The organism is Rossellomorea sp. NPDC071047, from assembly GCF_050270195.1.
Lineage (GTDB): Bacteria > Bacillota > Bacilli > Bacillales > Bacillaceae_B > Rossellomorea.
In genome coordinates this window covers 118,584-142,145 of sequence record NZ_JBNNJT010000007.1, presented here as the reverse complement: position 1 = coordinate 142,145, position 23,562 = coordinate 118,584, and the positions used below count along the sequence as shown (strand labels likewise).

Sequence of the window (23,562 nt, the reverse complement as noted above, 5' to 3'; positions counted from 1 at the left end):
TTGTGAACTTGTTACGGAACGTCGCTTCGCAGAATAAACTTTTTCAAACATTATTGAGTGAATAAGTTTACAACCCGTATGCATGGGGTAAAGAACTGTTGGATTTACAATTTGATATGTCTTTTTGCATGGTTCGAAAGTTAGATTAAGCACCTAACGAAAAGCAGTACAAATTTATTGAAAGGAGAATGCTAACTACACAATGGATATAGCTACTTTAGTCACCTTTATCGTATATTTAGTTGGAATGCTCGCAATCGGTATTATTTCTTACAAATTAACAAGTAATTTATCGGATTACGTTCTTGGAGGACGTAGTTTAGGACCGGGGGTAGCAGCATTAAGTGCTGGTGCTTCAGATATGAGTTCATGGTTATTACTGGGACTGCCCGGCCTTGCTTATGCAATTGGTTTAGGTTCGATCTGGTTAAGTATTGGGTTAGTAATTGGTGCTTATTTAAACTGGAGATTCGTAGCTTCAAGACTACGCGCTTACACGGAGGTTGCAAACGATTCTATTACGGTTCCGGACTTCTTTGAAAATCGTTTTAGAGATGGTTCCCGTCTCCTTCGTGTCATTTCAGCAGTTATCATCTTGGTATTCTTTACCTTTTACACATCTTCAGGTCTTGTAGGCGGAGCGTTATTATTCCAGGAAACGTTCGGAATGTCTTACAATCAATCACTTTGGATTGGTGCTGCAGTAATCATTTCTTACACATTCCTTGGAGGATTCTTAGCAGTAAGTTGGACTGACTTCGTACAAGGTATTCTAATGTTCCTTGCACTGATCATTACACCAATCGTTGCTATTACAGAGCTGGGTGGATGGAATGCTACAGTTGATGCTGTTCGTTCTGTTGATGCGGCAAATCTTGATACAATGAACACGATGACGGTTATGGGAGTCATTTCACTCCTCGCGTGGGGACTTGGTTACTTCGGTCAGCCGCATATCATCACCCGCTTTATGGCACTTAAATCCACCAAAGATGTACCAAAGGCACGCTGGATTGGTATGAGCTGGATGACATTATCAATGATTGGTGCTGTACTGGTCGGTTTCTCCGGTATCGCCTATTTCGCTGATATGCCGTTGATCACAGGTGATGTTGATAATTCTGAGAAAGTATTTATCTTCTTTACAGATGTCTTATTTAACCCATGGGTATCCGGAATTCTGTTAGCAGCGATTCTGTCTGCTATCATGAGTACAATTGATTCCCAATTACTCGTTTCTTCCAGTGCATTAGCGGAGGATTTCTATAAAGCGATCATCCGTAAGAATGCTTCTGACAACGAGCTTGTATGGGTAGGTCGTATCGGAGTGCTTCTTATCGCATTCATCGCGATCATGCTTGCCATTCAAGGTAACCCTGCGAATGGTGGAGGTACGAAGATTCTAGATCTGGTAAGTTACGCTTGGGGTGGATTCGGTGCCGCATTCGGACCAATCATCCTGTTGTCACTATACTGGAAGGGTATGACACGAAACGGTGCATTAGCTGGTATGATCACTGGTGCTGTAACAGTCGTCGTTTGGAAACAGCTGACTGCAGCTGGAGTCATTCCATTCGAACTGTATGAAATTGTTCCAGGATTCTTCCTTGCTATGCTGGCAATCGTGATCTTCAGTAAGGTTGGACCACAACCAAGTGCTGAGATCCAAGCTGAATTCGACGAAGCTGTTGCCAAAGATATCGTAAAATAATTAGAGTATCGATAAGAGGTCCGTCCCTCGTCACTTTAGAGTGATGAGGGACGGACCTCTTTTTTTGTTGTGTTTAATTTTCATTAAAGGAGAATTTGAGATAAGTGTCCTTCTTTTTAGTGTTGCGAAATTTGTCGAAAGAAAATTACCAGAAAGTTGTTCCAAATTAAAATACTCTGTTATATAATACAAACATGCAAAATAATCTGTATTATAACAATAGGGATTTGTTTAATACTGCTAAGGAGTGATGGTGTTCAATGTCTACAAAAATGGTTGGTATCAAGGTAACTGGGGAACTTCAGCCAGGCTTTGATGAAATTTTGTCCCAGAAAGCATTGCAGTTTTTAGAACAACTGGAGCGCCGATTCGGTGAAAAACGGAAAGAGCTGTTACACAACAGAGAGAAACAGCAGGAACGGATCAATGGAGGAGAGCTTCCTCGCTTCTTACCTGAAACAGAATCGATTCGACAAAGTGAATGGAAAGTGAGTCCGATTCCTCAAGCTCTGCAGGATAGAAGGGTAGAAATCACTGGACCTGTTGACCGGAAGATGGTCATCAACGCATTGAACTCTGGAGCAAAATGTTTTATGGCATGTTTTGAAGATGCCACTTCACCTACATGGACGAACCTCATAGAAGGACAAATCAACCTCAGAGATGCAGTACATCAAACAATAGACTTCACGAATCCAAATGGGAAGCGTTATGAATTGAACAAGGAACATGCCGTATTAATTGTTCGGCCCAGAGGATTACATCTGGAAGAGAAACATATCGAACTGGATGGGAAATCAATATCAGCAAGCCTAGTTGACTTTGGACTATTCTTTTTTCATAATGCGACTCATTTAACCTCAACGAATAAAGGCCCTTATTTTTACTTACCTAAATTAGAAAGTCACGAGGAAGCGCGCTTCTGGAATGACGTGTTTATATTTGCCCAGGAATATATCGGTATTCCTCAAGGAACGATCAAAGCGACGGTCCTGATTGAAACCATCACAGCGGCATTTGAAATGGATGAAATCCTTTACGAATTAAAGGAACATTCAGCAGGGTTGAACTGTGGAAGATGGGATTATATTTTCAGCTATATTAAAAAACTGCGGGAGCAAGAAGATGTGATCCTGCCGGACCGTTCAACGGTGACGATGACAGCACCATTCATGAGATCGTATTCTTTGCTCACGATTAAGACCTGTCACAGAAGGGGAGCTCCTGCAATCGGAGGGATGGCGGCACAGATCCCTGTTAAAAACGATCCTGTTAAAAACGAAGAAGCGTTTAACAAGGTGAGAGCAGATAAAGAAAGGGAAGCGCGGGATGGTCATGATGGCACCTGGGTAGCTCATCCTGGTCTCGTACCTGTTGCCATGGACGTTTTCAATCTGGAAATGAAACATGATAACCAAATTGCAGAGAAAGCATTAGATGATTTGGAAGTGTCTGAGCAGGATCTTCTTGAAGTTCCTCAAGGGACGATAACAGAAGAAGGTGTCCGATTAAACATTAGCGTCGGTATTCAATATATTTCTTCCTGGTTGAGCGGGCAAGGGGCAGCGCCGATCCACAATCTGATGGAAGATGTGGCAACGGCTGAAATTTCCCGTGCTCAGTTATGGCAATGGATCCGTCATCCGAAAGGGATTCTCGACGACGGGCGAAACATCACCATCGATCTCTATGAACAGCTGAAGCAAGAAGAACTGACCAAACTCAAAAGCCAATTGGGAGAAGAACAGTACAAAAATCGCCGGTTCTCAGAAGCCGTCCAGCTATTCGACCAACTCATCCAGAACGAACAATTCACAGACTTCCTCACCATCCCTGGCTACCGAATACTTTAAAGGGGACGGACCTGCAAAAAACATCAACAAAGCAAAAAAGGTTGTATAAACAAGCCTGATTACTTTAATTAATTACCGCTGCAGTGAATAGAGGGACGGACCTCACGAACGATTGCATGCCGGATAAATATAACTTCACCAAAGTATTTCACTTAATCCTTAGAATCAAACCAAAAAAACAAAAGGGAGAGATTATCAATGGTAAAAGCAAATAACGAACGCGTAAATGCACTACAGGAGAATTGGGAGATGGATGAAAGATGGAAGGGGGTATCCCGACCTTATTCAGCTGAAGATGTCATCCGTTTAAGAGGATCAATTGATATTGAGCATACTCTTGCCCGACACGGATCTGAAAAGCTATGGAATCTGCTTCACAAAGAAGATTATATCAATGCACTTGGTGCCTTGACTGGAAACCAGGCTGTCCAACAAGTCAGAGCCGGTCTGAAAGCGATCTACTTAAGCGGATGGCAGGTAGCGGCGGATGCTAACCTGGCCGGGCAAATGTATCCAGATCAAAGCTTGTACCCTGCGAACTCTGTACCATCCGTGGTAAAGAGAATTAATCAAGCATTACAACGTGCAGATCAGGTTCACTATGTTGAAGGTGATGAATCGATCGATTGGTTTGTCCCGATTGTAGCCGATGCAGAAGCAGGCTTTGGAGGACAGCTTAATGTATTCGAACTCATGAAGGGTATGATCGAAGCGGGGGCTTCAGCTGTCCATTTTGAAGATCAGCTTTCATCTGAGAAAAAATGCGGACATTTAGGAGGTAAAGTATTACTGCCTACACAAACGTCAGTGAAGAATTTAATTTCAGCACGTCTAGCGGCAGATGTAATGGGGGTACCAACGTTAATCGTAGCGCGTACAGATGCGAATGCCGCAGATTTAATTACGAGCGATGTGGATCCGTACGATGCGCAGTTCATTACAGGGGAACGGACTCCTGAAGGGTTTTTCCGTACAAAAGCCGGCCTGGATCAGGCGATTGCAAGAGGTTTGGCTTATGCTCCTTATGCAGATCTTGTGTGGTGTGAAACGTCAGAACCGAGCCTTGAAGAAGCTCGCCAATTTGCTGAGGCTATTCATGCTGAGCATCCAGGGAAATTATTGGCGTATAATTGCTCACCATCCTTTAACTGGAAAAAGAAACTGGACGATGAAACGATCGCTAAGTTCCAAAAGGAGCTTGGGAAAATGGGCTATAAGTTCCAGTTCGTAACGCTTGCAGGATTCCACGCATTGAACCATAGCATGTTCGAGCTTGCGAGAGGATATAAAGAGCGCGGGATGGCGGCATATTCCCAGCTTCAAGAAGCGGAATTCGCCAGCGAGAAATATGGCTATTCAGCTACGAGACATCAGCGTGAAGTAGGAACAGGCTACTTTGACGAAGTATCGATGGTGATCTCAGGAGGAACGTCCTCTACAACAGCCCTTAAAGGTTCGACAGAGGCTGCTCAATTCTAAAAAATTAAATTGCATAAAAATATAAAGGAAGGTCCGTCCCTCGGGGGTTGCTATACCCCGAGGGACGGACCTTTCTTTGGGTGATCCGCAATGTAGTACTATCGATGCAAATTTGTGAATAGTTTAACTTTATAGAATTTATTTATAAATATACTATTGATTTTATTAATATACATACATATAATTAGAGCTAATTTAAATTTAATCTGTGTGGTGATTAGTTATGAATGTTGGTATTGTTGGTAGTACGGGTTATGGTGGGGTGGAGTTGCATCGATTGTTATCGAATCATCCGAATGTGAATAATTGTATTTTGTATTCATCTTCTTTGGATGGGGCACCATATGCAGATCAATATCCACACCTCTTTAACCTTTCACATGAAGTAGTGAACCCTATTAATATCGAGGAAATGAAGCAGCTTGATTTCGTCTTTTTGGCTGTTCCTTCCGGTGTATCGAAGGAATTATCCCAGAAGCTCCTTGGTGAAAAGGCGAAAGTGATCGATCTTTCAGGGGACTTGCGTTTGAAGAATCCTCAAGAATACGAAGAGTGGTACAAAGGAGAATCAGCATCTTCAGATGTTTTACAAAAAGCGGTGTATGGTCTCACAGAATGCAATCGACAATCCATTCAAGAGGCGGAACTGATCGCGAACCCAGGCTGCTTTCCGACAGCCACCCTACTGGGATTGGCCCCGCTTTTCCATCATGAGCTTATAGATCCCCATTCCATCATTATCGATGCCAAAACGGGATTATCGGGAGCAGGGAGAAAAGCGACTCAATCCAGTCACTTTTCAGAGACTCAGGAAAATCTACGAATCTATAAGGTTCATCAACACCAGCACACTCCTGAAATTGAACAACAATTGAAGGACTGGAACAGCGAAGCGGGACCCATTACCTTTACGACTCACCTTATTCCAATGATCCGTGGGATTATGGCTACGATGTATACGGAATTAAAAAGCACATACACCACTGTTCAGTTGCACAACATCTACCAGGACTATTACGAGAAACATCCTTTTATCAGGATTCGCCCTGTTGGCCAGTTCCCAAGTACAAAAGAAGTGTTCGGCACGAATTTCTGCGATATCGCGATAAAAGTAGATTCACGAACGAATCGGGTCACGATTGTGTCTGTGATCGATAACTTGCTAAAAGGAGCTGCCGGCCAGGCGGTTCAAAACATGAATGTAATGCTGGGGTTAGACGAAACGACGGGACTCCATCACTATCCAATTTATCCATAAGAGGGGGAGAATCAATGAAACTAGTAAAAGAAAAGGCTGTTCAACACATACCTGGAGGAACGATTCTTTCACCTCTCGGGTATAAGGCAGGGGGGATGCACACCGGTCTTCGATACGCTAAGAAAGACTTTGGGGTCATATACAGTGAAAAGCCTGCACAAGTCGGAGCGGTTTATACGCAAAGTCACTTTCAAGCCGCTCCCCTGAAAGTCACACAAGAAAGCATCCTGAAATCTCACACTCTGCAAGCGGTTGTGGTCAATAGTGCAATCGCAAATGCCTGTACGGGTGAACAAGGATTAAAAGATGCATATCAAACGAGGGAGTGGACGGCCAAACGATTTCAAATTCCGGAAGAGTACGTAGCCGTTGCTTCGACAGGAGTCATTGGCGAGTGGCTTCCTATGGAGAAGATTGAAAAGGGCTGCAACGAAATCGAGGTTGATTCGACAGAGCAGAGTGCCCGATCTTTTCAACAGGCCATCCTAACGACGGATCTTATCGAAAAGACTTCATGCTATGGAATGAAAATAGACGGAGAAACGGTCACGATAGGGGGATGTGCGAAGGGGTCTGGTATGATTCATCCAAATATGGCGACGATGCTTGGCTTCATTACAACGGATGCATCGATTTCATCCACCGTCCTGCAAAAAGCACTTAAAAAAGCGATCGATCAATCCTTTAATCAAATCACTGTAGACGGAGAAACATCTACGAATGATATGGTCATTGCGATGGCAAACGGGTTGGTAGAGCATGATACATTGCATGAGAACCATCCTGATTGGCATCACTTTCAAGAGGGATTAATTCACGTATGTCAAGATCTGGCCAAACAAATTGCCCGGGATGGTGAAGGGGCGACCAAACTCGTAGAAGTAAACGTCACAGGTGCTCAGTCCCATCAAGACGCCAATATTTTAGCAAAAAAAATCGTCGGTTCCAATTTAGTCAAAACGGCACTCTTTGGCAGAGATCCAAACTGGGGAAGGATCGTGGGTGCCATGGGACACAGTGAGGTGACGATCGAGCCTCATCAATGTGACATTCATATTGGAGAGACACTCGTGTTTTCGAATGGTACTCCTCAGCCATTCAACGAGGAGAGTGTAAGTCAGTATATGCAAGGGGAACTTGTGATCATATCTGTCGGGTTGCAGGGTGGAGAAGGAAAAGGAAAAGCCTGGGGGTGCGATCTTACGTATGATTACGTCAAAATCAATGCAAGTTATCGAACATAAGCCAGTGATTGCCATCAAACTGGGAGGAAGTGTCCTTTCTAAGCTCTCATCCCTTTTCTATAAAAGTATAAAAGATCTTCAGCAGCACTACCATGTAGTACTTGTTCACGGAGGAGGGCCTGATATTACGGCTATGCTGAACAAACTGACCATCGAATCCACCTTCATCAATGGCCATCGAAAAACCACAAAGCAGGTTTTTGAAGTCGTTGAACAAGTGTTAAAGGGCAAGGTGAATAGCGAGTTAACACATCAACTCAATCTGGCAGGGATAAAAGCAATCGGATTAAGCGGGTACGATGCCCACTTGTTAAAGGCCAGCATACTGGATGAAGGATCTCTAGGTTATGTTGGCAAAATTGAAAAGGTTAACCTTACCTTATTAAACAATCTGCTTTCGCTGAACTACGTACCCGTTATCGCTCCCCTTGCCACTACAAACAATGGGGAGAAGCTAAATGTGAATGCAGACCTGGCTGCATCAGCCATAGCAGAAGCCCTGCAAGTAGAGAAGCTGGTCTTTGTCACGGACGTTCCCGGAATTTTAAAAGAAGGGGAAATTGTTTCACGTGTAACAAAGGAAGAGATCCTTCATTATATAGAAACCGGAATCATCCACGGCGGAATGATTCCAAAGGTGCAGGCAGCCCTGTCGGTTCTGCAGCTTAACATTAAAGAAGTAATGATCGTCGGGTGTCAGGACACGATCATTCAAGACGGAGAGATGCTGGGCACACGTATAACAGAAGGAGGAGGGGTCAAGGCAGTATGAGTCATTTATTTCCTACTTATAATCGGTTGGATATTGAATTGGTTTCAGGAAAAGGCACGGTTGTTCAAGATCAAAATGGGAAATCCTATTTGGATTTCATTTCAGGTATAGCTGTTTGTAATTTAGGTCACTCTCCTTATGTTGTTAAGGAAGCTCTTGAAAAACAGTTGGATAAACTTTGGCATGTATCCAATCTGTTTTCGATTACGCTGCAGGAAGAGGCAGCTTCACTTCTTGCTTCCGCAAGTGGCTTGGACTCTGTCTTCTTTTGTAACAGTGGAGCTGAAGCGAACGAAGCGGCGATTAAGTTAGCCAAAAAGCACACGGGGAAAACGAAGATCCTGACCTTTAAGCAATCGTTTCATGGTCGGACCTTTGCGACCATGAGTGCAACGGGGCAGGAAAAGATTCATAGCGGCTTCGGTCCGTTGGTTCCAACCTTTGACTATCTTCCTTATAACGATGAACAGGCTCTATCGAACGTGGAAGGAAATGACGTTGCGGCCATCATGGTGGAAGTGATTCAAGGGGAAGGAGGGGTGAACCCTGGTACTCCTTCCTTTTTACAGGCAGTTGAAACGTTGTGCAAGGAGATGGATGCTTTACTCATTGTCGATGAAGTCCAAACAGGGATCGGTCGTACGGGAGCTCCATTTGCTTATCAGCATTATTCTCTGCAACCGGATATCGTCACGACGGCTAAGGGATTAGGAAGCGGCTTTCCGGTAGGTGCGATGATTGGCAAAAAAGATCTTGTTTCCTCTTTTTCTCCAGGAACTCATGGGTCGACATTCGGAGGTAATCCATTAGCGATGGCAGCAGTGAAAGCGACTCTTGAAACGGTTTTCGATGAAGTGTTCCTGCAAGAAGTGCAAAGTAAATCTGAATACTTTATGCAGAAGCTGAAGAATCAACTACAGGAATGCCGGAGCGTAAAAGAGGTAAAAGGGATCGGATTTATGATAGGCATCCAATTGGATATGGAAGTAAAAGAAATCATCGATGAGCTGCGGAACAACGGATTATTGACTCTTCCGGCAGGTTCTCAAGTGATCCGTCTATTACCACCTTTAACGGTCACCTATGAAGAGCTGGATCAGGCACTTCACATACTGGGAGAAACGCTAAAACACTATCAATCAGCCCGTGTCTACTAATCTATTTTTTAGGAATGAATGCATAAAAATACCTTAATGTTAATAAAAATTCAATTGTAGGAGGCGATCTCATGACAGGTTACTTATGTTTAGAAAACGGAAAGACCTTTATAGGTGAAATCACAATGGATGAAGAAGATCCCGTTCAGGGTGAGATTGTGTTTTTTACGGGAATGACGGGATACCAGGAAGTGCTGACCGATCCTTCCTACAAAGATCAAATCGTTGTTTTCACGTATCCGCTCATCGGTCTATATGGCGTGAACGAAGATGACTTCGAGAGCTCACAGCCGCAGGTGAAAGGAGTCATCATGCTCCAATCACCGGAGTTGTATTCCCATTATCATGCGACTTGTTCTCTTAAAGAATATCTTCAGAAGTGGAAGATTCCATTCATGACAGGTGTGGATACGAGGCAGATAGTGAAGGCGATCCGTGATGTTGGTAGCCAAAATGCGTGTATATCTTATACAGAAGTACTTCCTGGAAAAGAGAAACTCACAGGCCAAATTGAAAAGGTAGCCCTTTCTCAGATCCGTAAGATGGGGAGTGGAGACAAACATATAGCAGTCATCGATTTCGGTGTGAAGAAATCGATTGTATCCAGTCTGGTAAAGATGGATTGTCTTGTTACCGTCATTCCCTATCATCAGCTTGAGCTTCTGGATCAAATGAATGTTGACGGACTGGTGCTGTCGAACGGTCCTGGAGACCCGAAAGATATGATGAGTCTTTTACCTGAACTGAAGGAGAAAATCATGGAGATTCCGACCCTTGGAATTTGTTTAGGGCATCAATTAATCGCTCTGGCACTCGGAGGGAATACCGAAAGATTATTATTCGGTCATAGAGGAGCTAATCATCCTGTCATCGACAACCAAACCGGAGAGGTGTTTATCACATCACAAAATCATAATTACGTCGTGGACGGGGCCAGTTTGACAGGAACCGGGTTGGAACCGCGTTTTATGAACGTCAATGACGGTTCCCTTGAAGGGCTTCAACATATAAGCAAGCCTATCCTTTCAGTTCAATTTCACCCTGAAGCGCGTCCGGGTCCGGAAGATGCTTCGTGGATATTCCAACAATTCTATCAAACGATTAAACAACCAGGGAGAGAGAAAGTGTATGCCTAAAGATTCCAGTATTCAAAAAATCCTCATAATCGGATCAGGGCCCATCATCATTGGGCAAGCGGCAGAGTTTGATTACTCAGGTACACAAGGGTGCCTTGCCCTGAAGGATGAAGGGTATGAAGTGATTCTTGTGAACCATAACCCGGCGACGATCATGACAGATACGACCTACGCCGACAAAGTGTACTGCGAGCCCTTAACGGTCAAAACATTAACTGCGATCATCGCTAGTGAACGTCCTGATGGAATCGTCGCAAATCTTGGAGGTCAAACCGCTCTGAATCTTGCAGTGGAGCTGGATGAAAGAGGGGTTCTTGAGAAGTATGGAGTGATACTGCTTGGGACCTCTGTGGATTCGATTCAAAAAGGGGAAGACAGAGAGAAATTCCGATCCTTGATGAACACATTGGGACATCCAACGGCAGAAAGTGCTATCGTACACGATCTTCAAGGGGCTATCCTTTTTTCTGAAAAGATTTCCTTCCCGATCATTGTGCGCCCGGCTTATACATTGGGGGGAAGAGGCGGCGGCATCGCTTCTACCATGGAGGAATATAGTAAACTCGTTCAAACCGGATTAAAGGCGAGCCCGATTCATCAAGTACTGGTGGAAAAAAGCATCGCCGGGTTCAAAGAGATTGAGTATGAAGTCATGAGAGATTCGAAAGGAAATTGTATATCCGTCTGTAATATGGAAAATTTCGACCCTGTTGGTGTCCATACGGGTGACTCCATCGTCGTCGCTCCGTCTCAAACCCTGACAGATCAAGAGTTTCATATGCTGCGTACAGCGGCGTTTGATATTATCAGTGCGCTGGAAGTGGTGGGAGGATGCAATATACAATTTGCTTTAGACCCTAACAGTAACCAATACTATGTGATTGAAGTGAACCCAAGGGTGAGCAGGTCTTCTGCTTTGGCATCGAAGGCAACAGGCTATCCCATCGCCAAAATAGCGGTTAAGCTTGCTGTTGGCTATACGTTGAACGAAATTATCAATCCGCTGACAAGAACTACTTTTGCAAGCTTTGAACCGGCTCTTGATTACGTTGTGGTCAAGTTTCCAAGATGGCCATTCGATAAATTTCCAGAGGCGAATCGGGTGCTCGGAACGAAGATGAAAGCAACGGGTGAAGTGATGGCGATCGAGCGTTCGTTAGAGGCTGCTTTTCATAAAGCTCTTCAGTCGCTGGATCTGTCTTTGGAGAACATCACGACTGAACTGGCTGATTTATCACTTGAAGAGCTGGCAGAAAAGATTGGCACCCCGACGGATGTCCGCTTTTTTGAACTGATGGAGTTGTTGAGAAGGAGCTGTTCGATTCACGATCTTCATGAGAAGACTGGAATTGATAAGCTGTTCTTGTCTATCATGAGTAACTTAGTATTCATGGAAAATAAGCTAAGGACATCTGATTTCACTTCTGATCTTTTGAAAGAAGCGAAGAAATTCCGGTTTGAGGATAAAACAATAGCGGAATTAATGGGGAAACCGGAAGCGTCCATAGAAAAAATGAGAATGGAGAAAGGAATTGTGCCTGTCTTTAAAATGGTGGATACATGTGCAGGTGAATTCGAAGCGATCACCAATTATGCCTACTCTACTTATTATGGAGACAATGAGATTCAACGGTTACAAGGAGAGAGGAAGGTATTGATTGTTGGAGCGGGTCCGATTCGAATCGGTCAGGGAGTCGAGTTCGACTACAGTGCCGTAAAGGCGATCCAACGATTGAAAGAGCATGGATACACGACCATTATGGTGAACAATAATCCGGAAACCGTGAGCACGGATTATGAGACGGCAGACCGATTGTACTTTGAACCTATTACGGAAGAATCGGTCCTTTCTATTATCAAACACGAGAAAATAGATAAAGTACTCGTTCAATTCGGTGGACAAACGGCTTTAAACCTGGCTTCTTTTTTAGAGAAGAAGGGCATCCAATTATTTGGTACATCTTCAGATACCATTGATCGTGTAGAGGATCGCGAACGTTTTTATCAACTGCTGGATGAACTGGAGATACCTCGTGTGAAGGGGGATATCTGCCACAGTAAGGAGGAAGCTTTACAAGTAGCACAGCATTTAACCTTTCCGCTTCTTTGCCGTCCTTCCTATGTGATTGGAGGGAAAGGGATGGTGAAGGTAACGACACAACCCGAGATCGAGAAGTTTATACAGGAAGCGGATGAAGAGTACTTTCCTATATTAATAGATGAATTCAAAGCGGGACAGGAAATCGAAGTTGACCTTGTGGGGGATGGAGACGGAGTGTACGTTCCAGGAGTCATGGAGCATATTGAACGCGCAGGCGTCCATTCAGGGGACAGCATGTCTATTTTTCCATCTGAATCCCTGTCAGTTGGAATCAAGAAAACGATTGAAGGGTATGCTCAGAGGATCGTGTCTTCCCTTCATTACAAAGGGATCATGAATATTCAATTTTTGCTGCAGGGTGAAGAGGTATTTGTGTTGGAAGTGAACCCGAGAGCAAGCCGGACAGTTCCGGTGGTCAGCAAGGTTCTTGGTTACTCATTGATCGATATGGCCACAGACATCATGTGCGATGAGGGATTGAAGATAGACGATTTTTACCCTCCTTCAAAAATAGACGTTGTAGGTGTGAAATATCCTGTATTTTCATCTCATGCCCTGCCGGAAATCGATCAAACACTCGGGGCCAATATGAAATCAACGGGAGAAGGATTATGTCTTGGTAAGACGGTTGATGAAGCCCTGTATAAAGTGTTTGAAGGGCTCCATGAGGCTGTGGAAACTGGCGGGACGGTTTATATCGATAGTGAACAGAAGGAATTAAAACAGTACCAGACTTCTACGGAAACTTCGTTTAGTGACTGGATTGAAACAAGCAATGCCTCTGTATATTTCAGTCATGAAGAAACGGACGAAATGAAGAAGAGAAGAATTGCAGCTTTAGAAGCAGGGTTCACCGTTTTAACAGAAGCAGAGACCTTGTTGGCCTTTGTTCGAAGTATGAAAGTGAATAAAGTGAACCCCATTCCATTGGCACAAGCAAAATCCATACAGGGAGTGAGCAGAGTATGATGAATTCAAGTGTTGCGACGTCACCGGTAAAGGCTTCTTTAAAAGGGAGAGATCTTATCACGTGGTTAGATTACACAAAGGAAGAAGTACATGAGCTTTTATCACTTGCTCAGTATTTGAAGAAAAATCCTTATTCAAAGGTATTGGAAGGGAAAACCCTTGGAATGATCTTTGAGAAGTCATCCACAAGAACCCGTGTTTCATTTGAAGCGGGAATGCTCCAGATGGGAGGTCATGCCATCTACTTGAATGCACGTGATATACAGCTGGGAAGAGGAGAGTCGATCGCAGATACGGCGCGGGTCCTTTCTGCTTATGTGGACGGAATCATGATCCGTACGTTTGAAACTGAGAAGGTTATGGAACTTGCCCAGTACGCGAGTGTGCCAGTCATCAACGGACTTTGCGATACGTATCATCCTTGTCAGGCATTGGCGGATGTTCTCACGATTTTGGAGCTTGCGGGAACGCTAAAAGGATTGAAGGTTGTTTATATAGGGGATGGAAACAATGTGGCGCACTCCTTTATGATTCTATGTGCGAAGCTTGGAATGGAGGTCGTCGTTTCTTGTCCTGAAGGATATGAACCCGATAAAGGAATTGTCGGGAAAACGGTGGAGCTTGCCGGTATGAACGGCGGAAGCTTTACTCTTTCTTACGATCCGGTTGAAGCAGTTAAGAAAGCGGATATCGTATACACTGATGTATGGGCAAGTATGGGGCAGGAGGAAGAAGCGGTTAAGCGTCTTAAAGACTTCAAACCATATCAGGTGAATGAACAGCTGCTTCAGCATGCTGCACCACAAGTGAAATTTCTCCATTGTCTTCCGGCACATCGTGAAGAAGAGGTGACAGCGGCTGTCATTGACGGACCATGTTCTGCCGTATTTCAGCAAGCGGAAAATCGACTACATGTACAGAAGGCTATATTGCAATCACTGTTTGTATAAAGTTAAAAGGGTCCGCTTCTGGATGGAGGCGGACCTTTTAGTTGCCTAAAAGCATTTCCATAAGAGAAAATAAGACTGAACCAAACAAACACATGTAAACATATAGTGTAGGAGAAACTGTAATTAGACCGTTTTTGGAGGTGCTTGTGGTTTTGAGTAAACCAACGATTGATGATTACCTGGATAATGGAATATATGGCCAGAAGCAAACGAAGCCTGATGAAAGAAGAAAGTTTCTCGGGAGCCTGCGGGAACGTATCGTCATTGCCCTGACTCAGAGTCAGGTAAGGGAAAAGGGAGTATACAAGGAAGTTCAGGAGAGTTTGAAGAAGCATCCTGAGGCGAAGCTTTTATTAAATGGTAATATGAGCTACTCCTTCTTATCTAAATACATCAAGCTCGCTGATACGCATCATGTCTCGTTTTCAATGGTGACAAATAAGGAAATCGAAACCGATATAGGCCTCGTCCTCGCTTATGATCATGCCATTGATAAAGAAGAAATCTATGTGAAGAAAAATAATGAAAAGAACTCTGAAGCCAAAACGAAACAAAAGCCAAAGAAAAGCCTCTTTTCCTCGATTAAAAACAAGCTTTTTTAATAGTGTGTGCTTTTTTTGAAAAATGAGAGTTTGAACAGCCCTTTCAAAATCGCTGGGATGATAAACAGAATAAATAATATCCGAAATAAGTGATATCCGGTAATGATGGAAAGGTCCGCGTTGACGGCTTGTCCCACTAAGGCCATTTCAGCCATTCCCCCCGGAGCCAAGCTAATAAAGGCAGTAAGAAATGTCATGTCATGCCAGCGACTTAATACAAGGCTAAGACCCGCGCAGCATAATAGCAGGCAGACGGAAGTAAACAAAGACCAAAGGATGAACTTGGACAACTCTTTAGATGAAGAGAAATTCATCATGAAACTAAAGTAGATTCCGAGGGATAATTGAGCAAGAATTATGAACGGATCGGGCATTTGGGGGACAGAAAACCCAGCCACCATGAAGCCACCAATGACTAAAATCGGTCCCAGCATTGCAGGGGTGGGTAAATGGATTCTTTTAGCCACAATCCCAGCCAGAATGGCAATGATGAAGAATAAGATGAAGACCCACTGGAATGAGGTTGCTTCGAATGGTAGTGAAGGATTCCCGGAACTGGATCCACCACCGCCTTTTAAAAGGGGGCTGAACACCAGAAAAGGTACAACGAAGATGACCGATAATAAGCGTATCACCTGCAGGACTGTCACAACCGTTAAGTCTATATTCTTCATTTCTTCTCCAAGAGCCACCATTTGCGAAAGTCCGCCCGGTATACTCCCAGTAATGGTTGAGGAAAGACCTATCCCCGTCATTTTCGATGTGATATAGGCGAGCACCATGCTAAAGATAATGATGGCAATTGTCATCGTCAGCATGGACGGGAGCTGATTGAAGATTTCAATCATCGTTTCCTGACTAAAGGTTTGGCCAATGGCATAGCCTACAATGATCAATCCCAAATCTCTGAAATAAGAGGGCCATGCTAAATCGAGCTTTATCCATTTATTGATGAAGAAGACTGAAGTCATAGAACCGAGAAGCCAGGACAGGGGGAGGTGTAGAAGTGTAAATACCCCGCCGCCGGCAACTCCAACGACAAAGGCTAATAAAATAGGATGCATTCTAAAAATCCTCTCATTAATAAGTACTCTATTTAAAGGTAATCAATTGGAGGATAGGAAGCAAATGGAATGCATTAACTATAATTTCACCACGTGATACACCCACCCAAGGTCCGTCCCTCACAAAATGGCACATCCTATCTCCGATTCGTGGTAGAATGAAGGGAGGTATGGACAAGAATCAACCATGCTCCTACAATCGTTATCTCTTATCATAGTTGCTTTAATGAAGCGAATTTTGGTATTATCAATAGTATTGTGAGTGTTCGAACATATACGGAGGTGAAGAAGATGACTAGAATTTCTGAAGAGCAAGTAAAGCATGTTGCCCACCTTGCACGACTAGCCATCACAGAGGATGAAGCGAAAAAGTTTACAACTCAATTAGATGCGATCATCGGGTTTGCCGAGCAGCTGAATGAATTGGATACTTCAAATGTGGAAGCGACGAGTCATGTGTTGGATATGAAGAACGTTATGCGTGAAGATAAGCCTGTTGAAGGACTGCCACGTGAAGAAGTATTAAAGAACGCACCAGACAAACAAGATGGACAAGTACGCGTTCCATCGATCTTGGACTAAGGAGGGGACCTCATGTCATTATTTGACCATAAATTATCAGAGCTTCATGAGCTTTTACATAAGAAAGAAGTATCTGTCACAGATCTTGTAGACGAATCATACAAACGTATTGATGCCGTTGAAGATAAAGTAAAAGCATTTTTAACATTAGATGAAGAAAATGCCCGCAATAAAGCGAAAGATATGGATGCAAAGCTTGGTACAGACGAAAGCAAAGGTCTTCTTTTCGGAATGCCGATCGGGATTAAAGATAATATCGTCACAAAAGGACTTCGTACAACTTGTGCCAGTAAAATCCTTGAAAACTTCAATCCGATTTATGATGCTACGGTTATCAATAAATTACATAGTGCCGATACGATTACGATCGGAAAACTGAATATGGATGAGTTCGCGATGGGTTCATCTACTGAGAACTCCGGTTTCCAGAAGACGAGCAATCCATGGAATCTTGAAACGGTTCCCGGTGGGTCTTCAGGTGGTTCAGCGGCCTCCGTTGCAGCTGGAGAAGTACCTTTCTCACTGGGTTCAGATACAGGCGGATCGATTCGCCAGCCAGCAGCATTCACGGGTACTGTCGGTTTAAAACCTACGTACGGACGGGTGTCCCGTTTCGGTCTTGTAGCATTCGCTTCTTCACTGGATCAAATCGGACCGATTACTCGTAACGTAGAAGATAATGCATACTTACTGCAAGCGATCGCGGGTCTTGATCCGAATGATTCTACTTCAGCGAATGTTGAGGTTCCGAACTACGCGGCAGCTCTGACAGGTGATGTGAAAGGCTTGAAGATTGCTGTACCGAAAGAATATTTAGGTGAAGGTGTAGGGGAAGAAGCCCGCCAAGCCGTGCTTGCTTCACTGAAAGTGTTGGAAGGCATGGGTGCTACATGGGAAGAGGTTTCACTGCCTCATTCTAAATTTGGTGTTTCAACGTACTACTTATTAGCATCGTCTGAAGCATCTGCCAACCTTGCACGTTTCGATGGTGTCCGTTACGGTTACCGTACTCCGAACGCAGAGAACCTTCTTGATCTTTACAAGAAAACCCGTGCAGAAGGCTTCGGGGACGAAGTGAAGCGTCGTATTATGCTTGGAACATTTGCATTAAGTTCTGGATACTATGATGCTTACTACAAAAAAGCACAGCAGGCACGTACACTGATCAAGAAAGATTTTGAAGATGTATTTGCGAAGTATGATGTCATTATTGGACCGACAACACCAACTCCAGCTTTCAAAATTGGAGAGAAAATTGATGATCCATTGACGATGTATGCAAACGATATTTTAACGATTCCAGTAAACCTTGCAGGTGTACCGGGAATCTCTGTACCTTGTGGATTCTCTTCAACTGGATTGCCACTCGGATTGCAAATCATCGGTAAGCATTTTGACGAAAGCACGATTTATCGCGTAGCGCATGCGTATGAGCAAGCTACTGACTTCCATACAAAAAGACCACAACTGTAAGGGGTGAAATCAATGAACTTTGAACCAGTAATCGGACTAGAGGTCCACGTAGAATTAAAAACGGACAGTAAGATGTTCTCTCCGGCACCGAACCATTTCGGAGCAGAGCCGAACACGAATACAAACGTCATCGACCTTGGATATCCCGGCGTACTTCCGGTGGTGAACAAGCGTGCCATTGAGTTCGGAATGAAAGCCGCAATCGCATTGAACTGTGAAATCGCCACGGATACGAAGTTTGACCGTAAAAACTATTTCTATCCGGATAACCCGAAAGCGTATCAGATTTCTCAATTTGACAAGCCGATCGGTGAGAATGGCTGGATCGAAATTGAAGTGAACGGTGAGAAGAAACGTATAGGAATCACCCGTCTTCACCTGGAAGAAGATGCAGGAAAGCTGACGCACTCAGGCGACGGTTATTCCCTTGTCGACTATAACCGCCAAGGTACTCCTCTTATTGAGATTGTATCTGAGCCGGACATCCGCACACCGGAAGAAGCGTATGCGTATCTTGAGAAACTGAAATCCATCATTCAATACACAGGGGTTTCCGATTGTAAGATGGAAGAAGGGTCGCTTCGTTGTGACGCCAACATTTCCCTCCGTCCAATCGGACAGGAAAAGTTCGGAACGAAAGCTGAACTTAAAAACCTGAACTCCTTTAACTTTGTTAAAAAAGGATTGGAGTATGAAATCGTCCGTCAGGAGAAGGTCCTTTTATCAGGAGGCATGATCCAACAGGAAACGCTTCGTTTCGATGAATCAACAGGTAAAACGATTCTCATGCGTGTAAAAGAGGGATCGGATGATTACCGTTACTTCCCTGAACCAGATTTATTAAACCTTCACATCGATCAAGAGTGGATGGACCGTATCCGTGCAGAGATTCCTGAGCTTCCGGATGAGCGTAAAAAGCGCTATGTAGAGGATTTAGGCTTACCTGCGTACGATGCCATGGTTCTGACTTTGACGAAAGAAATGTCTGATTTCTTCCAGGATACCGTTGAGGCTGGGGCAGATGCCAAACTAGCGTCCAACTGGCTGATGGGAGAAGTTTCAGCTTACTTAAATGCAGGGCAAAAAGAACTTGAAGATGTTAAATTGACTCCACAAGGACTTGCAGGAATGATTGAGTTAATCGAAAAAGGAACGATTTCTTCCAAGATTGCGAAGAAAGTATTTAAAGAACTAGTGGAAAACGGTGGAAATCCGGAGCAAATCGTGAAGGATAAGGGCCTTGTTCAAATTTCTGATGAAGGTGCCTTACTCAAAATCGTGACGGAGACGCTGGACGCCAATCCACAATCCATCGAAGATTACAAAAACGGGAAAGACCGCGCCATCGGCTTCCTCGTTGGTCAAATCATGAAAGCTACAAAAGGGCAGGCCAACCCGCCGCTTGTTAACAAGCTGCTGCTTCAAGAAATTCAAAAACGTTAATAAAATATGCGTAACCCCTGGGATCCTTATATTTCCAGGGGTTATTTTATACGAAAGAGGGACGGACCTTGAAAAATTTCAAGGTCCGTCCCTCTTTTAAGTGCAGTTTTCCTGGGAACCATGATTTTAATGGGTTGTTGTAGTATGCTAACGCGATGTTGGAAAAGAGAAGGTGGAGGTTTTTACACTCATTCGTTCTTTCCAGGGGGAGCATGATCTATATGCAAGTAAGATATTTTTCGGTACTTGCTCGTTGAATGCTACATTTGTTTCTTCTTTGCTTTCTCCAGGATCTGTTTAGCCAAGCGGTAATACGTATCCGCTTCGACTTTTGATTCAGCTCTCTTTAGCTGCATCATATAGTTTTGGAATCGAAGTTTGTCGACTGACGAGACTTTCATCACAATTTTTCTCATTTTGGCACTCCTTTATTGGACAAAATTGCGTCCAATTATCTATTCTGAATTTTCTGTAAATAATGTATAATAATAGTAAATGATTCCAGAGGGTGGATAGAATGTCCTTATTCGAAGTGATCTTGTTGCCAATGTTAATGGGTGGTATTGGAGGCTTAGGACATATTCTGGTTTTCAAAAATGGTCATTTCACTTTTCCGCGAAAATTCATCGATGACCAAGGTGAGAAGCACTATCTTTTTGGCTCAACAAAGGATATTATCATAGGCATTCTAGCAGGGTATCTGTCAGTATTACCGGTTGTTGAAACGGTCCCGATCTGGTATGTCATCTATATTAGTTTATTATCAGGTATCGGGGGAAGTTCCGTCATCACACGGAAAATCGAACAAAATTTAGCAAGTACCAAAGCGTCTTATATCCAAGAGCTATCTCATTATCAGCTCGAACCGACCTCTAAGGGAGGATCTCCAAACCATAATGAGGTGAAACCTGTTGGCGAAGTGGAAGAAAAAAAGAATCAAGGTTGAACTGCCACCAGAAGACTATGAAAAAGCAAATCAGTATCTAAAAAGACTGAAGGAGGCAGATAGCCTAGTCGAGCTGAACTACTACTATAATAAAGTGGCAAAAATAATTGAGAAATCACAAGATGTCTAAGATGGGTCAATTGAAGAGTAGTCCTATACCTATCTAATTTAACCAAAAAAAGTGAGGATGAAACTGACAATTGAGTCAGCTTTTTTTCTGTAAATGAAAGAAGTATGAAAGATACTTCTCTTCACATACTTATTTATTTCCATCCCCCTCTGGAAAGAATGCCTGAGGAGTAGCAGTATGCTATTCCTTTTTTTAGATTGAATTTATTAAGAAAGAGAGTTCATAAGAACCTGTAAATCTGCCCATTTCGATGCTTTTCTTTTATTATATTCCTACAGGCATAATCGTACAATTGAAATTTGAATAGAATGAAAACTATATTTTCCTTGTGGAATACGAGAAACATGAATATGCTATAAGGAGAATTTAAGAGAAAAGATGTTGGCGCTTCACTGGAATGTGTGGGGCTGGAGGAGGAAGAAGCATGAACTTAGAACAATGGTTCACTAAAGGGATGACACCTGAAGAATACTTGGAATATATGAGTGTACATAAAGAAAATACCGAAGCGATCAGGAAGAACTTTTCGATTCCACAAGAAGATATAGAAGTTTTGAATAAACTCGGAGAACACTCCTTACGGGTAATTGCCATTACGGAGGATTGGTGTGGAGACGCAATGCTGAATATCCCCATTCTGTTAAAAGTCGCAAAATCCGCTGACATGGATGTTCGCATGATTTTACGGGACGAAAACCTTGAACTGATGGATCAATATTTAACGAATGGCATATCGAGAGCGATTCCCATTTTTATTTTCATCGATTGTGATGGGAATGAAAAGCTGGTATGGGGACCCAGAGCCCCTATGGTAAAGAAGATCGTGGACGACGAACGGGCGAAGCTGCCACCGAAAGATCATGAGCTTTTCCCGGAAAAGCAGAAGGAAATGATTCAGCGCTTAACTTCTCAATATACGAAAGATAAAGAAGTATGGCAGGAAGTGTATGAAAGCTTGAAAACCAGTCTTGTCCAGAATGTACTGATGTAAAAAGGATTCTAATATTCGAAGACATCCAGTCGTTTCTGGAGTCTTCTTTTTTTAAGGCAAGATGTCTTCATACTCACTCAAAATAGAATGGTAAAAAGTACCCGTCGGCATGGGATTTTTTGCCGGTTCACGAATGACGGAATTCGCGTTAATATGGTATAGGATGAGGAGTTGAAGCATCATGATTCACCAAAAGACAAATACAATCGTTATAGAAGCGCTAAATAAATTTCCCCATAAAATTCACATTAAACTGGGAGAAATCCTGCGTGAAAGAGGATTGACACAAGGCGATCTTCATCGCTTAACAGGGCTAAGAGTGGCTACGATCAATGAGCTGGTTAATTTCAAAAAGAAATCCTTAACTGTGGCTCATCTTGTTTCCATTATGATCGCCCTTAGAATTACAGACATTCGTGATCTCATCGAAATAGAGTTTGATCAAGAAGTTCAAGACTACTTCAATGAAGAAAATCAACGAATGAAAAATGGATTAACTCCAGACCTGACAAAAACCGCTGAACAAAACGTAAAGCGAATCGCAGCTGGAGCAAACAACTAAACACCATTCCACCTCAAACGGTCATTCCTGATGACCGTTTTTTTTAGGTTAGGGACGGACCTCTATTTCTTATCCATATTCCCCTATCAAATGATAGAAATATAATATAAACTCAAGGTTTACAACCAGGCAAAACAGGATAATTCCTTAAAGTAAGAGTTTATTTAGAAGATTTTTAATTATAACGATATAAAAATTGTCAAGGTCCGTCCCTGGCAGGAGTCCCTGGCAGGAGTTTTGGCACAGGGTACAGAATGTAGTAGGTATGGTGTTGTTGGCAGGGTTTTGTGATGGAGTTGACATGAAATCGTAATGCTCATTTGAGGGAAATTCAATTATGATAGGGGAAGAGAGTAAATGGAAGTTAATTTTGATCGTGTGACCTCTTGTAATGCTGCGTCTTGTGATGATATTCCGCATCAATTTTTTGATACGTTAAAGGTTAGGGGAATTGTGTGGGAAGGAAGAAAAGTAGCTGAAATTGGTTCGGGTACCGGTGCTTTGACAAGAAAGCTCCACAAGCGTGGGGCAGAAGTGATCGGAGTCGAGCCGTCCATAGAGCTTAGGAAAGCTGCCAAGGCATTAGAGAGTAAGCAATACTTGGACATCCCATATCTTACAGGTACAGCTGAAACTACGAATCTGCCGGATCAGTACTATGATATCACGATGATTCACAGAAGCTGGCATTTATTCGATCGTCCAAAGGCGATCAGCGAAATGAAACGGATATTGAAGGAAAAAGGGTCGTTCATTGTGAGTGATTCAACCTTCGTTCCGGATCATGAAGTGGTAAAAGATACGATGACGTTTTTAAATGAATATATAGATATGGCCCCACCGGGATCAATTGCCCAATCAGGGAATCAATTGAATGGAATTCCTGTGGAATGGCTGTTAGAATGGCAGGAAGCTGACTTTAACTTGAAAGACTTTTACACATTTTATTACGCAGTCGACTTTACGTTACAGTCCTGGTGTGAGCGGGTAGGCTCCTTATCCTGGTTCTCTCATTTAGAGGGTAGCGAGAAAGAGGGATTACTCCAATCATTACATACGTTCCTGTCCGGACGTTACGATGCTCTTCATGAGTTTACTCTTCAGCACCAGTTTACAGTCTGCCTGATGAAAAAGTAGAA

Annotated in this window: 21 protein-coding genes; 19 read left to right on the top strand and 2 right to left on the bottom strand. The window is 43.3% G+C overall.

Annotation, left to right across the window (positions count from 1 at the left end; all coding sequences use genetic code 11):
• Nucleotides 1-202: 202 nt before the first annotated feature.
• From putP to ACQKFO_RS20980, 11 genes are all read left to right on the top strand, one after another.
• Nucleotides 203-1,711 carry a sodium/proline symporter PutP gene (gene putP / locus ACQKFO_RS21030; protein WP_427600740.1) on the top strand — a complete coding sequence of 503 codons (1,509 nt, stop codon included), beginning with the start codon at nt 203-205 and terminating at the stop codon, nt 1,709-1,711.
• A gap of 260 nt (nt 1,712-1,971) precedes the next feature.
• The gene (aceB, locus tag ACQKFO_RS21025) at nt 1,972-3,564 is read left to right on the top strand and encodes a malate synthase A (RefSeq protein WP_427600738.1); all 1,593 of its coding nucleotides are present in this window, start codon (nt 1,972-1,974) and stop codon (nt 3,562-3,564) included.
• A gap of 198 nt (nt 3,565-3,762) precedes the next feature.
• Nucleotides 3,763-5,043: an isocitrate lyase gene (aceA, locus tag ACQKFO_RS21020; protein ID WP_427600736.1), complete on the top strand. Its 1,281-nt coding sequence runs from the start codon at nt 3,763-3,765 to the stop codon at nt 5,041-5,043.
• 223 nt (nt 5,044-5,266) lie between these two features.
• Nucleotides 5,267-6,301, top strand: a complete 1,035-nt coding sequence (argC, locus tag ACQKFO_RS21015) for an N-acetyl-gamma-glutamyl-phosphate reductase (RefSeq protein ID WP_427600734.1) — start codon at nt 5,267-5,269, stop codon at nt 6,299-6,301.
• A gap of 14 nt (nt 6,302-6,315) precedes the next feature.
• A complete protein-coding gene (gene argJ / locus ACQKFO_RS21010; RefSeq protein WP_427600733.1) occupies nt 6,316-7,545 on the top strand; it encodes a bifunctional ornithine acetyltransferase/N-acetylglutamate synthase in 1,230 nt (409 codons plus the stop codon).
• Complete coding sequence (gene argB, locus ACQKFO_RS21005; protein ID WP_427600731.1) at nt 7,508-8,317, top strand: acetylglutamate kinase; 810 nt, start codon at nt 7,508-7,510, stop codon at nt 8,315-8,317. Before argJ ends, argB begins: the two co-directional genes overlap by 38 nt.
• Nucleotides 8,314-9,474, top strand: a complete 1,161-nt coding sequence (locus ACQKFO_RS21000; RefSeq protein WP_427600729.1) for an acetylornithine transaminase — start codon at nt 8,314-8,316, stop codon at nt 9,472-9,474. Before argB ends, ACQKFO_RS21000 begins: the two co-directional genes overlap by 4 nt.
• Before the next feature lie 71 nt (nt 9,475-9,545).
• Nucleotides 9,546-10,610, top strand: a complete 1,065-nt coding sequence (locus tag ACQKFO_RS20995) for a carbamoyl phosphate synthase small subunit (RefSeq protein ID WP_427600727.1) — start codon at nt 9,546-9,548, stop codon at nt 10,608-10,610.
• Nucleotides 10,603-13,680: a carbamoyl phosphate synthase large subunit gene (locus ACQKFO_RS20990; protein ID WP_427600725.1), complete on the top strand. Its 3,078-nt coding sequence runs from the start codon at nt 10,603-10,605 to the stop codon at nt 13,678-13,680. Before ACQKFO_RS20995 ends, ACQKFO_RS20990 begins: the two co-directional genes overlap by 8 nt.
• A complete protein-coding gene (argF, locus tag ACQKFO_RS20985; RefSeq protein ID WP_427600794.1) occupies nt 13,680-14,630 on the top strand; it encodes an ornithine carbamoyltransferase in 951 nt (316 codons plus the stop codon). The genes ACQKFO_RS20990 and argF overlap by 1 nt, the downstream gene beginning before the upstream one ends.
• A 152-nt stretch (nt 14,631-14,782) precedes the next feature.
• Nucleotides 14,783-15,232 carry a YueI family protein gene (locus tag ACQKFO_RS20980; RefSeq protein ID WP_427600723.1) on the top strand — a complete coding sequence of 150 codons (450 nt, stop codon included), beginning with the start codon at nt 14,783-14,785 and terminating at the stop codon, nt 15,230-15,232.
• Here the strand turns inward: ACQKFO_RS20980 and ACQKFO_RS20975 are convergent.
• Entirely contained in the window at nt 15,229-16,296 is a 1,068-nt protein-coding gene (locus ACQKFO_RS20975) for an AbrB family transcriptional regulator (RefSeq protein WP_427600721.1), read from the bottom strand. The genes ACQKFO_RS20980 and ACQKFO_RS20975 overlap by 4 nt on opposite strands.
• A 291-nt stretch (nt 16,297-16,587) precedes the next feature.
• On the opposite strand from ACQKFO_RS20975, the gene gatC reads away from it, so the two are divergent.
• From gatC to gatB, 3 genes are read left to right on the top strand one after another with little or no spacing between them, the layout of a single operon-like run.
• A complete protein-coding gene (gatC, locus tag ACQKFO_RS20970) occupies nt 16,588-16,878 on the top strand; it encodes an Asp-tRNA(Asn)/Glu-tRNA(Gln) amidotransferase subunit GatC (protein WP_113968770.1) in 291 nt (96 codons plus the stop codon).
• Nucleotides 16,879-16,890: 12 nt separating this feature from the next.
• Nucleotides 16,891-18,351: an Asp-tRNA(Asn)/Glu-tRNA(Gln) amidotransferase subunit GatA gene (gene gatA / locus ACQKFO_RS20965; RefSeq protein ID WP_427600719.1), complete on the top strand. Its 1,461-nt coding sequence runs from the start codon at nt 16,891-16,893 to the stop codon at nt 18,349-18,351.
• Nucleotides 18,352-18,363: 12 nt separating this feature from the next.
• Nucleotides 18,364-19,794, top strand: a complete 1,431-nt coding sequence (gene gatB, locus ACQKFO_RS20960; protein WP_427600717.1) for an Asp-tRNA(Asn)/Glu-tRNA(Gln) amidotransferase subunit GatB — start codon at nt 18,364-18,366, stop codon at nt 19,792-19,794.
• 260 nt (nt 19,795-20,054) lie between these two features.
• Here the strand turns inward: gatB and ACQKFO_RS20955 are convergent, their stop codons facing one another.
• Nucleotides 20,055-20,210 (bottom strand): hypothetical protein, encoded by a 156-nt coding sequence (locus ACQKFO_RS20955; RefSeq protein ID WP_427600716.1) that lies wholly within the window; start codon nt 20,208-20,210, stop codon nt 20,055-20,057.
• Between the two features lie 101 nt (nt 20,211-20,311).
• On the opposite strand from ACQKFO_RS20955, the gene ACQKFO_RS20950 reads away from it, so the two are divergent.
• The 5 genes from ACQKFO_RS20950 to ACQKFO_RS20930 all read left to right on the top strand — a co-directional run bounded on the left by ACQKFO_RS20950 (nt 20,312) and on the right by ACQKFO_RS20930 (nt 23,560).
• Nucleotides 20,312-20,740: a DUF4257 domain-containing protein gene (locus tag ACQKFO_RS20950; protein WP_148967220.1), complete on the top strand. Its 429-nt coding sequence runs from the start codon at nt 20,312-20,314 to the stop codon at nt 20,738-20,740.
• Entirely contained in the window at nt 20,706-20,870 is a 165-nt protein-coding gene (locus tag ACQKFO_RS20945) for a hypothetical protein (RefSeq protein WP_187443184.1), read from the top strand. The genes ACQKFO_RS20950 and ACQKFO_RS20945 overlap by 35 nt, the downstream gene beginning before the upstream one ends.
• 424 nt (nt 20,871-21,294) lie before the next feature.
• Complete coding sequence (locus ACQKFO_RS20940) at nt 21,295-21,861, top strand: thioredoxin family protein (protein WP_427600713.1); 567 nt, start codon at nt 21,295-21,297, stop codon at nt 21,859-21,861.
• 181 nt (nt 21,862-22,042) lie between these two features.
• Complete coding sequence (locus ACQKFO_RS20935; RefSeq protein WP_427600711.1) at nt 22,043-22,423, top strand: helix-turn-helix domain-containing protein; 381 nt, start codon at nt 22,043-22,045, stop codon at nt 22,421-22,423.
• 357 nt (nt 22,424-22,780) lie between these two features.
• Nucleotides 22,781-23,560, top strand: coding sequence for a class I SAM-dependent methyltransferase (locus ACQKFO_RS20930; RefSeq protein ID WP_427600709.1), 780 nt, complete (start codon nt 22,781-22,783; stop codon nt 23,558-23,560).
• Nucleotides 23,561-23,562: the final 2 nt, after the last annotated feature.

What these genes read in the sequence shown, in the direction of transcription:
- ACQKFO_RS20940 (WP_427600713.1), top strand. Translation starts at nt 21,295, where the DNA reads ATGAACTTAGAACAATGGTTCACTAAAGGGATGACACCTGAAGAATAC.
- ACQKFO_RS20990 (WP_427600725.1), top strand. Translation starts at nt 10,603, where the DNA reads ATGCCTAAAGATTCCAGTATTCAAAAAATCCTCATAATCGGATCAGGG.
- argB (WP_427600731.1), top strand. Translation starts at nt 7,508, where the DNA reads ATGATTACGTCAAAATCAATGCAAGTTATCGAACATAAGCCAGTGATT.
- ACQKFO_RS20950 (WP_148967220.1), top strand. Translation starts at nt 20,312, where the DNA reads ATGTCCTTATTCGAAGTGATCTTGTTGCCAATGTTAATGGGTGGTATT.
- aceA (WP_427600736.1), top strand. Translation starts at nt 3,763, where the DNA reads ATGGTAAAAGCAAATAACGAACGCGTAAATGCACTACAGGAGAATTGG.
- putP (WP_427600740.1), top strand. Translation starts at nt 203, where the DNA reads ATGGATATAGCTACTTTAGTCACCTTTATCGTATATTTAGTTGGAATG.
- gatA (WP_427600719.1), top strand. Translation starts at nt 16,891, where the DNA reads ATGTCATTATTTGACCATAAATTATCAGAGCTTCATGAGCTTTTACAT.
- aceB (WP_427600738.1), top strand. Translation starts at nt 1,972, where the DNA reads ATGTCTACAAAAATGGTTGGTATCAAGGTAACTGGGGAACTTCAGCCA.
- ACQKFO_RS20995 (WP_427600727.1), top strand. Translation starts at nt 9,546, where the DNA reads ATGACAGGTTACTTATGTTTAGAAAACGGAAAGACCTTTATAGGTGAA.
- ACQKFO_RS20930 (WP_427600709.1), top strand. Translation starts at nt 22,781, where the DNA reads ATGGAAGTTAATTTTGATCGTGTGACCTCTTGTAATGCTGCGTCTTGT.
- ACQKFO_RS21000 (WP_427600729.1), top strand. Translation starts at nt 8,314, where the DNA reads ATGAGTCATTTATTTCCTACTTATAATCGGTTGGATATTGAATTGGTT.
- argC (WP_427600734.1), top strand. Translation starts at nt 5,267, where the DNA reads ATGAATGTTGGTATTGTTGGTAGTACGGGTTATGGTGGGGTGGAGTTG.
- ACQKFO_RS20975 (WP_427600721.1), bottom strand. Translation starts at nt 16,296, where the DNA reads ATGCATCCTATTTTATTAGCCTTTGTCGTTGGAGTTGCCGGCGGCGGG.
- ACQKFO_RS20955 (WP_427600716.1), bottom strand. Translation starts at nt 20,210, where the DNA reads ATGAGAAAAATTGTGATGAAAGTCTCGTCAGTCGACAAACTTCGATTC.
- gatC (WP_113968770.1), top strand. Translation starts at nt 16,588, where the DNA reads ATGACTAGAATTTCTGAAGAGCAAGTAAAGCATGTTGCCCACCTTGCA.
- ACQKFO_RS20935 (WP_427600711.1), top strand. Translation starts at nt 22,043, where the DNA reads ATGATTCACCAAAAGACAAATACAATCGTTATAGAAGCGCTAAATAAA.
- gatB (WP_427600717.1), top strand. Translation starts at nt 18,364, where the DNA reads ATGAACTTTGAACCAGTAATCGGACTAGAGGTCCACGTAGAATTAAAA.
- argJ (WP_427600733.1), top strand. Translation starts at nt 6,316, where the DNA reads ATGAAACTAGTAAAAGAAAAGGCTGTTCAACACATACCTGGAGGAACG.
- argF (WP_427600794.1), top strand. Translation starts at nt 13,680, where the DNA reads ATGAATTCAAGTGTTGCGACGTCACCGGTAAAGGCTTCTTTAAAAGGG.